The 11,357-nt window shown below is 64.9% G+C and carries 8 protein-coding genes; 3 read left to right on the forward strand and 5 right to left on the reverse strand.

Translation table 11 applies throughout. From position 1 onward, the window contains the following. Positions 1-72: 72 nt before the first annotated feature. The 3 genes from lysS to BLP96_RS05615 form a co-directional block, all read right to left on the reverse strand. Entirely contained in the window at positions 73-1,623 is a 1,551-nt protein-coding gene (lysS, locus tag BLP96_RS05605) for a lysine--tRNA ligase (RefSeq protein ID WP_089683971.1), read from the reverse strand. A 79-nt stretch (positions 1,624-1,702) separates the two neighbouring features. Next, positions 1,703-2,801 (reverse strand): peptide chain release factor 2 gene (gene prfB / locus BLP96_RS05610; protein ID WP_143005074.1). Its coding sequence is split into 2 segments (ribosomal slippage): positions 1,703-2,725 and positions 2,727-2,801, totalling 1,098 coding nucleotides; the frame shifts between segments, so codons are not numbered across the junction. A gap of 189 nt (positions 2,802-2,990) precedes the next feature. Next, positions 2,991-4,325 carry an OmpP1/FadL family transporter gene (locus BLP96_RS05615; protein WP_089683973.1) on the reverse strand — a complete coding sequence of 445 codons (1,335 nt, stop codon included), beginning with the start codon at positions 4,323-4,325 and terminating at the stop codon, positions 2,991-2,993. Positions 4,326-4,593: 268 nt separating this feature from the next. Between BLP96_RS05615 and BLP96_RS05620 the strand changes: the two genes are divergently transcribed. The 3 genes from BLP96_RS05620 (at position 4,594) to BLP96_RS05630 (ending at position 8,371) form a co-directional block, all read left to right on the forward strand. Then, entirely contained in the window at positions 4,594-5,040 is a 447-nt protein-coding gene (locus tag BLP96_RS05620) for a MerR family transcriptional regulator (RefSeq protein WP_089683975.1), read from the forward strand. Then, positions 5,037-7,832 (forward strand): heavy metal translocating P-type ATPase, encoded by a 2,796-nt coding sequence (locus BLP96_RS05625; RefSeq protein ID WP_422666802.1) that lies wholly within the window; start codon positions 5,037-5,039, stop codon positions 7,830-7,832. Before BLP96_RS05620 ends, BLP96_RS05625 begins: the two co-directional genes overlap by 4 nt. 119 nt (positions 7,833-7,951) lie before the next feature. After that, positions 7,952-8,371: a VOC family protein gene (locus BLP96_RS05630; protein ID WP_089683977.1), complete on the forward strand. Its 420-nt coding sequence runs from the start codon at positions 7,952-7,954 to the stop codon at positions 8,369-8,371. Positions 8,372-8,419: 48 nt separating this feature from the next. Here BLP96_RS05630 and BLP96_RS05635 read toward each other — a convergent pair whose 3' ends face one another. After that, on the reverse strand, positions 8,420-9,037 hold the full coding sequence (locus BLP96_RS05635) for a YitT family protein (RefSeq protein WP_089683978.1): 618 nt from the start codon (positions 9,035-9,037) through the stop codon (positions 8,420-8,422). A 329-nt stretch (positions 9,038-9,366) separates the two neighbouring features. Then, entirely contained in the window at positions 9,367-11,163 is a 1,797-nt protein-coding gene (locus tag BLP96_RS05640) for a single-stranded-DNA-specific exonuclease RecJ (protein ID WP_422666804.1), read from the reverse strand. Positions 11,164-11,357: the final 194 nt, after the last annotated feature.

The raw sequence follows: 11,357 nt of genomic DNA on the forward strand, positions 1-11,357 counted from the left end.
CCCAGGGAAGGGTTCACAGCGCCTCCTCGTAGGCCCTCCCCCGGCGATCTTACTCGCTTGGCGGCACAGCCTTCAGTCCACTTCGGGACGCATCGCCGGGAACAGCAGCACATCGCGAATCGAGGCGCTGTCGGTCAGCAGCATCACCAGGCGGTCGATGCCGATGCCCTCGCCAGCGGTGGGAGGCAGCCCGTACTCCAGCGCGCGCACGTAGTCCGCATCGTAGTACATCGCCTCGTCGTCGCCGGCCTCCTTCTCGGCCACCTGCTCGCGGAAGCGCTCGGCCTGGTCCTCGGCATCGTTGAGCTCCGAGAAACCGTTGGCGATCTCGCGGCCGCCGACGAAGAACTCGAAGCGCTCGGTGACGAAGGGGTTCGAATCCTTGCGCCGTGCCAGCGGGCTCACCTCGGTGGGATAGTCGGTGATGAAGGTGGGCTGCTGGAGACGATGCTCCACGGTCTTCTCGAAGATCTCGATCTGGACCTTGCCCAGGCCCCAGCCGTCCTTGACGTCGATGTCCAGGCGCTCGGCGATCTGGCGGGCGGCACTCTCGTCGGCCAGCGCCTCGGCATGGATGTCCGGGTTGTATTCGAGAATCGAGTCGAAGACGCTCAGACGGCGCAGCGGCCGACCGAAGTCGTACTCGTAGTGCTCGAGCACCTCGCCGTCGCTGTTGCGCACGGTGTTGACCACGGTGGTGGTGCCCAGCACCTCACGGGTGATCGTGCGCAGCATCTCCTCTGTAAGGTCCATCAGCTCGTGATAGTCCGCGTAGGCCTGATAGAACTCGACCATGGTGAACTCGGGATTGTGGCGCGTGGAGAGGCCTTCGTTGCGGAAGTTGCGATTGATCTCGAAGACCTTCTCGAAGCCGCCCACCACCAGGCGCTTGAGGTAGAGTTCCGGGGCGATGCGCAGGTACATGTCGAGGTCGAGCGCATTGTGGTGGGTGACGAAGGGCCGCGCCGTGGCGCCACCGGGAATCGGCTGCAGCATGGGGGTTTCCACCTCCATGAAGCCGCGTGCTTCGAAGAAACGTCGCATGGCGCTGATCACCCCGGCACGGGTCTCGAATACCCGCCGCGAGTCGGGGTTCATGATCAAGTCCACGTAGCGTTGACGGTAGCGTGCCTCCATGTCGGTGAGGCCATGGAACTTGTCCGGCAGCGGCCGCAGACTCTTGGTGAGCAGCGTCGCCTCGTCCATCTTCACGTAGAGATCGCCCTTGCCGGACTTGTGCACCGGCCCCCTGCCGGCGACGATGTCGCCGATGTCCCAGCCCTTGATGTCCTCGAGCGTCTCGACCGGCAACCCCTTCTTGTCGACGTAGAGCTGGATCTGGCCACTGACGTCCTGGATGACGATGAAGGGACCGCGCTTGCGCAGGATTCGCCCGGCCACGCAGGCCTGGCGATCCAATTCCTCGAGCTCGGCCTTGTCCTTGTCGCCCAGTTCATCGATCAGCTCGGCGGCATGGCTGTCGCGGCGCACGTGATTGGGAAAGGCGCTCGCGCCACGCGCCGCCGCCTGCTCACGCCGAACGGCGAGCTTGGCGCGACGCTCGGCGATCAGGCGATTCTCGTCGGTTTGCGGGCTATCCGGTGAAGAGCTCTGGTTGGCCATGTCGTTACCTGTGAAGAAGTTGGGCTTCGGGCTTCGAGCTACGCGCGAGAAGGTGCCGCTCGCAGCTCGCCGCCCGTGGCTACAGGCCCTGCTTGAGGCTGGCTTCGATGAACTGATCCAGGTCGCCGTCCAATACCTTCTCGCAGTTGCTCGTCTGCACGCCGGTGCGCAGATCCTTGATGCGCTGGTCGTCGAGCACGTAGGAGCGGATCTGACTGCCCCAGCCGATGTCCGCCTTGGCCTCCTCGGCCTGCTGCTTGGCGGCGTTGCGCTTGTCCATCTCGTGCTCCCACAGCTTCGCCTTGAGCTGCTTCATGGCGAAGTCGCGGTTGGCATGCTGGCTGCGCTGGCTCTGGCACGCCACCACGATGCCGGTCGGCTCGTGGGTGATGCGCACGGCGGAGTCGGTGGTGTTGACGTGCTGGCCGCCCGCCCCGCTGGAGCGGTAGGTGTCGACGCGCAGGTCCGCCGGGTTGATCTCGACCTCGAAGCTGTCGTCCACCTCCGGCGACAGGAACACCGAGGCAAAGGAGGTGTGGCGACGCCCACCGGAATCGAAGGGACTCTTGCGCACCAGGCGATGCACGCCGGTCTCGGTACGCAGCCAGCCGAAGGCATAATCGCCCTGCACGTGCAGGGTCGCCGACTTGATGCCGGCCACCTCGCCGCCGGAAAGCTCGATGATTTCCGCCTTGAAGCCGTGGTGCTCGCACCAGCGCAGGTACATGCGCAGCAGCATGTTGGCCCAGTCCTGGGCCTCGGTGCCACCGGAACCGGCCTGGATGTCCAGGTAGGCGTTGTTGGCGTCCATCTCGCCGGAAAACATGCGCCGAAACTCGAGCTTCTGAAGGTTCGTCTCGAAGCCTTCGAGCTCCTTTTCGACCTCGGCGACGGTGCCTTCGTCCGCTTCCATCTCGGCCAGCTCGAGCAGGTCGCGGCTGTCGCCGAGCCCCTGCTCCAGCTCGTCGATGGTGGCGACGATGTCCTCGAGCGTGGCGCGCTCCTTGCCGAGTTTCTGGGCGTAGTCCGGATCGTTCCAGACGTCAGGGTCCTCGAGCTCGCGGGTGACTTCCTCTAGCCGATCCTTCTTCTCGGCATAGTCAAAGATACCCCCTCAGGACGTCTGTCCGCTCAGACAGGTCCTTGATGCGGTTGTGGATGGCGTTGGTTTCCAGCATGGATCGCTCACCTGAATCGTCAGTGGCAAAACGGCCGCCGCGGCACTGGTCGAACACCAGGCCCCGGCGGCACGGAAAAGACGGCCATTGTAGCGAATGTGCCGCGCCATCGCATCATGGCGGCATCGACCCGATGCAGGCGACCCGGCCGAAGCCGGGTCGCCTGCATCGCGATGGACGAAATCGCCGTCAGAAGCGGTAGGTCAGCTGTGCGCCGAAACCATGAGCCTCGTTCTTGTAGTCAGCGGTGTAGGTAGAAGTGATCAAGCCACTGGCATCCTCTCTATCCTGATCTACCTTCGTGCTGCGCTCGGTCAGATAGGAATACGCGAAGTCCAGCGTCAGATTCTCGGTGGGCGTCCAGCCGGCCCCCAGCGAGAAGATGCGGCGATCGTCCGAGGGAATTCGGGCACTGCGGAACTCGTCGCTGGTCGGCGTATTGTCGATGGTGACGCCGGCCCGCAGCACCCATTGCGGATTGAGCTGGTATTCACCACCCGCGGCAAAGGCCCAGGCATTGGAGTAGTCCTGTTCCTCATAAGTAATGGGAGGTCCATTCGGGTCATTTGGATCGACCACGCGAATTTCATCGAACTGGCTCCAGCGCGTCCAGGAAGCCCCGAACATCAACTTGAGGTTGTCGCTCATCTGCTGGGTAATGGAAAAGTTGATGGTCTCAGGGGTGGTCAGATCAAGCTGAGCATCCTTCTCTTGCTGTTCACCAGTCAGTGGATTGACGTAGATATTGCCACTCGCATCTCGTGCTCGATAGTCGCCTTCCAAGGTGTAGCTCACCTTGGAGCGATAGGTCAGGCCCAGCGTGGTTTCTGGTACTGGCTGGAAGACCACCCCAAGATTGTATCCCCAGCCATCATCATCACCCTCTACTCGCGCATCTAGCTCTTGCGTTCCAGTGACTGACGGTGGCATCCCGGAAAATGTTGGTGTAGGTACCTGTCGATGCAGCTCCCCATCCACGCGGTTATAGGTAAGACCCGCCCCTACCGACCATTGGTCGTTGAAGCGATAAGAAACGGTCGGCTGGGCACTCATTACCGTGAGCTGGGTGTAGTTGCCCAGGTTGCGGCCGATGAAGCCGTCTTCGTAGTCCGTCTCCGAACCAAAAGGCGCATAGACACCGAAGCCGAAGGCCAGCTTGTCGGTCACCGGTTGGGCATAGAAGGCGAAGGGAATGAATTTCCCAGGCACCATATCGCCATCAGCAGACCCATCAGTGTGAACCGGAGCACCATTACGGGTAGCGGTGGCATTATCGATATCGCTACTGACGTTGAGATAGGTGCCACCCGCCGTCACCTGGGCGCGATCGAGGAACGACATCCCCGCCGGGTTGCCGAACACGATGGTGGCGTCGTTGACGTTGGAACTGCGTCCGGCGTGGCCGTAGCCCTGACCGCTGACGCTCTGCTCGTTGACCTGGTAGCCGCCGGCGTGTGCCTGGCCGGCGATGGCGGCAGCGGCAATGGCCACGGCCCAGGACAGCTTGTTGAACTTGTTGTACATGGTCTCGATTCCTCTTGCTCGGACGCTGACGTTGTTGTCGGGCCCTCGACGGGGCGCTCTGCGTTCAGTTGTCGCTTATCGATCTTCACGGATCAAGGGCAAACGTTCGTTTTAATGCGTAAAACGCTCATACTTTAGTGGCAGATCCGTCTAAGCCATTGAACATACGTTTGATCGCAATGCCTGGCCGAGGCGCCAAAAACGACTTGACCCTTGTGTTACCCAAAGGTTTTACACTGTCGATGTATCGACAACCACGAGAGTCGTCATGAAAGTCAGCGAACTGGCCCGACACGCCGGAGTCACCGCCGAGACGGTGCGTCACTACACCCGCGAGGGTCTGTTGAGCCCCGACCGCGAACCCAGCAACGGCTACCACCGCTACGACGAGACCGACCTGGAACGGCTGCGCTTCATCCAGCGCGCCCGCACCCTGGGCTTCAGCGTGGCCGAGGTGCGCGACATCCTCGCCCATGCCGACCACGGCGACTCACCCTGCCCCATGGTGCGCGACCTGCTCGCCGCCCGGCTGCCGGAAATCCACCGCCGCATCGCCGAGCTGCAAGCGCTGGCCGCGCGCATGGAGCAAGCACTCGACGCCTGGGCCGACATGCCCGACGGCACGCCCGACGGTCATAGCCTGTGCCGGCTGATCGAGAGTTTTCCCGAACCGCTGCTAGGCGACGAGGAGCAGCCCGCCAAGGAGGCCCGATGAACGCTAGACGAACGCTGGTTCGCACCGTGCCCGGCATGAGCTGCCAGGGCTGTGTGGCCAACATGCGCCGCGCCATTCTGGCGCGTGATCCAGAGGCCGAAGTGACCGGTACGCCAGCCGAGAAGCGCCTGGAGGTCACGGCCGCTCTCGACGCCGAGACACTGGACGGTGTACTGGAAGATGCCGGCTATCCTCCCGAGACAGGATCCGGCGACGCCGACGAGCGACGCCGGCGCACCCGTAACGTGCCGGGCATGAGCTGCCAGGGCTGCGTGAAACGCATGCGCGAGGCGATCCAGGCCCGCGATCCGCATGCCGAGGTGACCGGCATGCCGGAAAAGCAGCGCCTGGAAGTGACCACCACACTCGATGACGATGCCCTGGACGAGATCCTGCACGAGGCGGGCTACCCGCCCGGCGAAGCGGCGGAGCCGCAAACCGACGGTACACCGGAAAGTGCGAGCGAGGAGGACCGTTCGTCCACGACCGCCAGCGATGCGCCCATGGAAGGGGCCACCACCCAGCGGCTGTCGATCAGCGGCATGACCTGCGCCAGTTGCGTGAAGAGCGTACAGCAGGCGCTGGAGCGCACGCCCGGAGTGGCCACGGCCAGCGTCAACTTCGGCACCCACGCCGCCCAGGTGCACGGTACGGCCGAGACCGATGCCCTGGTGGCGGCGGTAGAGTCCGTGGGCTACGGCGCCGAACCCATCGTCGACCTGCGCCAGGCCGAAGCGACCCGTGCCGAGAAGGACGAAAAAACCTACCGCCAGCGTCTGCGCGGCAGCGCCTGGTCGCTGGCACTCGCGGTGCCGCTGATGGCCAGCATGTTCGTCTACCATCCGCATCCGATGGGGGGCGGGCGCCTCTACTGGCTGGTGGTCGGCCTGCTGACGCTGGCCATCATGGCCTTTCCCGGCCGCCACTTCTTCGTCAACGCCTGGAAGAACTTCAAGCACCATCAGGCCAACATGGACACCCTGGTGGCCATGGGCACCGGCACCGCCTGGCTCTACTCCATGGCAGTGGTGGCCTTCGCTCCCTGGCTGCCCGAAGTGGCCCAGGGGATCTACTTCGAGGCCTCGGCGATGGTCATCGGCCTGGTCCTGCTCGGCAACGCCATGGAGCTCAAGGCGCGCGGCCGCACCAGCGAGGCACTCAAGCGCCTGCTCGACCTGCAAAGCCGCACTGCACGAGTGATCCGCGACGGCCAGGAGCAGGAGGTCGATATCGATGCGGTACGCGAGGGAGACCATATCCGCGTGCGGCCCGGGGAGCGCCTGCCGGTGGACGGCCAGGTCACCGAGGGCTCGAGCCACATCGACGAGTCCATGCTCACCGGCGAGCCGGTGCCCGTGGCCAAGGGCGAAGGCGACGAGGTGAGCGCCGGCACCGTCAACGGCAAGGGTGGCCTGGTCTACCGCGCGACCCGAGTGGGCAGCGACACGCGCCTGGGGCAGATCACCGAACAGGTGGCCCGCGCCCAGAACTCCCGTCCACCGATCGGCGAGCTGGCTGACAAGGTATCGAGCGTGTTCGTGCCCTCGGTGATGATCGTTGCCGTGATCACGGCGCTGGCCTGGTTCAACTTCGGCGCCGAGCCGCGGGTGATCCACATGCTGGTGACCGCCACCACGGTGCTGATCATCGCCTGCCCCTGCGCCCTGGGCCTGGCCACGCCGATCTCCACGATGATCGGTGTGGGCAAGGCGGCCGAACACGGCGTGCTGGTGAGAAGCGGCGAGGCACTGCAGACGGCGAGCAAGCTCACCACCCTGGTGGTGGACAAGACCGGCACTCTCACCGAGGGCAAGCCGCGTGTCACCGAGGCGCACTTTTTCTCTGGCGTAGGCCTCGACGGCGATGAGCGCACGGTGCTGGGATGGGTGGCCGCCCTGGAGCGAGGGTCCGAGCATCCGCTGGCCGCGGCGCTGCTGGCACATGCCGAAGCGGCCGACGCCGAGGTCGCCGACATCCACGACTTCGACAGCATCACCGGCGGCGGCGTGACGGCGCGCACTGCCGACGACGAACGACTGCTGCTGGGCAATGCCCGGCTCCTGGAGGACGCCGGCATCGACCTTGGCAGCGGTCGCCAGAAGGCGGAAACGCTGGAGGAGAAGGCGCGCACGGTAGTGTACTTCGCCATCGACGGTCGGTTGGCCGCCATCTTCGGCGTCAGTGACCCCCTGCGCAACGATACCGTGGCTGCCGTGAAGCGTCTGCAGGCCGATGGCCTCAAGGTGGTGATGCTCACCGGCGACAACGCCCACACTGCCGCCGCCATTGCTCGGGAAGTGGGCATCGACGACTACCGCGCCGGCCTCAAGCCCGAGGACAAGCACGCCGAGATCGAGCGCCTGCAGAACGCTGGCGAGGTCGTCGGCATGGTGGGCGACGGCATCAACGACGCCCCGGCGCTGGCCCGCGCCAACGTCGGCTTCGCCATCGGCCAGGGTACTGACGTAGCCATCGAAAGTGCTGGCATCACGCTGATGCGCGGCTCGCTTCACGGCATTGCCGATGCCATCGAGATCAGCCGCATGACGCTTGCCAACATCAAGCAGAATCTGGTCGGCGCCTTCGGGTACAACGCATTGTGCATCCCCATCGCTGCCGGCGTGCTCTACCCGCTCACCGGCATGCTGCTTTCGCCCATGATCGCCGGAGCCGCCATGTCGCTGTCGTCGATCACCGTGGTCAGCAATGCCAATCGGCTGCGGCTCAAGCGCCCGCAGGGCACCGCCCATGCCCCGTCCACCGCTCGCGCAACCCAGGAGGCCAACGCATGAGCTGGATCGTCAATCTTGCCGGACTCGCCCTGATCGCCGCCATCGCCTGGTGGTTCTGGAAGCCGAGCTGACGAGCCGACCTGCTAGGCTATAGAGGCAATCGTGTCAGGAGCTTTGCCATGCCCAAGCTAAACGGCGTGCTGGAAACCGCGCTCTACGTGGAGGACATGGACCGGGCGCGGATCTTCTTCGAAGGGGTGATGGGGCTGGAACCGTTCAATGCCGACCACCGTTTCACCGCCTACGACGTCGGAGCCAGCACGGTCCTGCTGTTGTTTCGCCAGGGCGAGACGCTGGAAACCGTTCACTTGCCCGACGGCATGGGCACCATCCCGCCCCACGACGGTAAAGGACGCGTGCACGTGGCCTTCGCCGTCGTCGCCAGCGAACTGCCCGCCTGGGAGCGCCAGCTCGACGATCACGGCATCGCCATCGAGGGTCGCACCCACTGGCCGCGTGGTGGCGAGAGCGTCTACTTTCGCGACCCGGACGGACACCTATTGGAACTCGCCACGCCCGGCGTCTGGCCCAACTATTGACAGGAGACGTGCCCACGCCACTGAAACGTCAGCGAGCGCAGCCACTTTTCAACTCACTCCCATGTAACGGCCGGGCTTGTGATTCAGGGCAATGATCAGGTTGAGCGCCACCGCGCCCAGCACCGAGAGACCCACCCGCTCCGGCGGTAGAACCAACAGGGCGGCGAGCATGATGGCGGCGTCGATGCCAAGCTGAACGTAACCCGCCCGCCAGCCGTAGCGATCCTGGAGGAAAAGCACCAATATGTTCACCCCGCCAAGGCTTGCCCGGTGACGAAACAGGATCAGCATGCCCAGCCCGATCAGACAGCCGCCCATCAGCGCCGCGTAGAGCGGCTGTAGCTCATCGATGACGACCCACTGCCCGGTCAGTTCCGAAAACAGCGAAACGAGCCCGATGGCGGCGAAAGTGCGCAAGGTGAACGACCACCCCATGCGCCGGATCGCCAACCAGTAGAACGGCACGTTGATCAGAAAGAACCACACCCCGAAGCGCCAACCGGTGGCGTACTGCAGCAGGAAGGCGAGGCCGGCGGTGCTGCCAGTGAGCAGCAGCGCCTGAGTATAGAAAGTGACGCCGAGTGCCACGAACAGCGTCCCCACCAGCATCGCCATCACGTCCTCGTAGGGACGATGGGGATCTTTCGGCAAGTCCTGTGGATCCATGGTGATGTCCTTATATCGGCTGCGTGAGCACTGATTTACGTCATGAGCGAAGGGAGGTTGGCCGCCGCCGGAGCGAAGCGACCGGAGTTGACTGGCCGCTCAATGAGGCTTGCGCCATTCCGCCAACGGCCAGGCTATCGAGCGCGCTACGCTTGTCTGAAAACTGCCTGCGCTCGGTCATACGGCGTTGAAAAATCGGCTCGTGCGCGAGTCCGATCTAAGTACTCATTGACACCACGTAAAGTCGCGTGCGAGCCCCGTCCGTCTTTTCACCGATTTTTGCCTTGTCTGACCATCGCTCGACGACGTTTCGGACAAAGCTGAGGAAATCAGGGGTCACGCTCGGCATGCTCCACCATCAGTTGCAGACTCTCCCTCCCCCGCCAGCGGTTGCGACTGAGCTTGTAGACGCAACGTAGCCTGTCGCCCACCGAGAAGTCGGGCAGCTCGCCGGGAGTGAGGGCGCGGAACCAGATGGCACGATGGCTGACGACACCGGCAGAGAGCTCGAGCATCAGGTGCGTGCCATCGGCACCGACCACGCGCAGATTCTCGACCAGGAATTCGCCTTCGAACAGCGGCGCATCGAATTCGCGACCGTAAGGGCCCAGGGCATCGAGCTCGGTCAGGGTCGCCAGGTCGAGTTGGGCGGCGCTGAGCTCGCCGTCGGTGAAGATGCGCGGCCCCAACTCGACATTGCCGAGCCGCTCGGTCACCGCCTGCAGAAAGGCGGCACGGAACTCATCCAGCCGTTCGTGCGGCACGCCGACGCCGGCGGCGCCGCGGTGGCCACCGAAGCGCGGCAGTGCCGCGGGGGCGAGCTCATGAGCGCGCTGCAGGGCATCGCGCAGGTGCAGCGCGTCGATGGAGCGCCCCGAGCCGGTCAACATACCCGGCTGGGCAGCCGGGGTGAGCACCAAGGTCGGCCGGCCATAGGCCTGTACCAACCGCGAGGCGACGATGCCCTGAACCCCGGGGTGGCCACTCTCCAGAAACACCAGAATGGCCGGTTGATCGGCGGATAGCGCCGGCAGAGCCAGGGCCTTGGCCTCTTCCACCATCTCGGCCTCGATGGCCTTGCGCGACCGATTGTCCTGATCCAGCGTGGCCAGGTGACGCTCCGCCGTGGCGTCGTCTTCCGCGAGCATGTAATGCAATGCCGCGTAGGGATCGTCGAGCCGCGAGCGGGCATTGATGCGCGGCCCCATCTGGAAGGCCAGCGTCTCGGCGTCGAAGGGTACGCTGTCTTCGCCGAGACGCGTCGCCATGGCGCGCCAACAGGCGGCATCCATGCGGTTGATCAGCGTGAGCCCATGGCTCACCACGGCCCGATTGGCAGGGCTGGCCCCCAGCGACACACAGTCCGCCACGGTCCCCAGGGCCACGTAGGAAAGCCAGGGCGAGAGCTTGGGCGTGGCCTCAGGCAGCACGCCCCACTCGATCAGCACGCTGCGTGACAGCGACATGACCAGCCAGGCGACCATGCAACCGGCGATGGTCGGGTCGGGATAGGGACAGTCGTCGCGGGTGGGGTTGACCACGGCATGTGCCGAGGCCGGCGGCCCTTCCTGCGGCAGGGCGTGGTGGTCGCTCACCACCACGTCGATGCCTGCAGTGGCGAGCCGGGCGATGCGCGGCTCGTCGCTGCTGCCGCAGTCGGCAGTGATCACCAGGCTCGGCTGCGGTTTGAGCGCGAGCGTGCGCTCCACCAGCGGCAGGCTGATGCCGTAGCCGTCGTGGATGCGGTGGCCGATCAGGCTGTGCAGGCGCGATTCCGGCACCCCGAACAGCTCCACCAGGGTGCGCCGGATCACCACGTGGGAGGTGATGCCATCGACGTCGTAGTCGGTGAGAATGCCGATGTGCTCGCCGTCGACCACCGCCTGGGCGATGCGCTCGGCGGCCCGGCGCCCGTCGGCAAGCCGCTCGGGGTGCTCGAGATAGCGCAGGCTGGGCGACACCAGCGGCGCCAGCTCGCCCGCATAGTCTCCCAGGCGTCCGGCCAGGATGCGGGCCTGCAGCTCGGAGAGCCCCTCGCGCTGGGCCTGGGCATAGAGCGCCGCATTGCGCGGGCGGGGCACCAAACGCGGGCGCAGGCGTGCGTGAAGGTCGGCGGATTCGGTCACGGCGTCCAAGCCTGGCTCCTATGGTTTGCATCCATTGGTACACGTCGGCGGGAGCGCCAGGGTGCCGGGGACATTAAGGCACTCTGTACACCGCTGGTGGCAGATGCCCGCTCCGGGCTGATCCGGCGACAGACCTATGAGGAGGCGCTGTAAATACGTCCCTGTACGCTACCGATTCCTTCCCTGGAATCGGA

This window comes from Billgrantia gudaonensis, from assembly GCF_900100195.1.
Taxonomy (GTDB): Bacteria; Pseudomonadota; Gammaproteobacteria; order Pseudomonadales; family Halomonadaceae; genus Halomonas; species Halomonas gudaonensis.

Excerpts from the sequence above, each read along its gene's own strand:
- lysS (WP_089683971.1), bottom strand. The coding sequence starts at position 1,623 with ATGGCCAACCAGAGCTCTTCACCGGATAGCCCGCAAACCGACGAGAAT.
- BLP96_RS05615 (WP_089683973.1), bottom strand. The coding sequence starts at position 4,325 with ATGTACAACAAGTTCAACAAGCTGTCCTGGGCCGTGGCCATTGCCGCT.
- BLP96_RS05620 (WP_089683975.1), top strand. The coding sequence starts at position 4,594 with ATGAAAGTCAGCGAACTGGCCCGACACGCCGGAGTCACCGCCGAGACG.
- BLP96_RS05625 (WP_422666802.1), top strand. The coding sequence starts at position 5,037 with ATGAACGCTAGACGAACGCTGGTTCGCACCGTGCCCGGCATGAGCTGC.
- BLP96_RS05630 (WP_089683977.1), top strand. The coding sequence starts at position 7,952 with ATGCCCAAGCTAAACGGCGTGCTGGAAACCGCGCTCTACGTGGAGGAC.
- BLP96_RS05635 (WP_089683978.1), bottom strand. The coding sequence starts at position 9,037 with ATGGATCCACAGGACTTGCCGAAAGATCCCCATCGTCCCTACGAGGAC.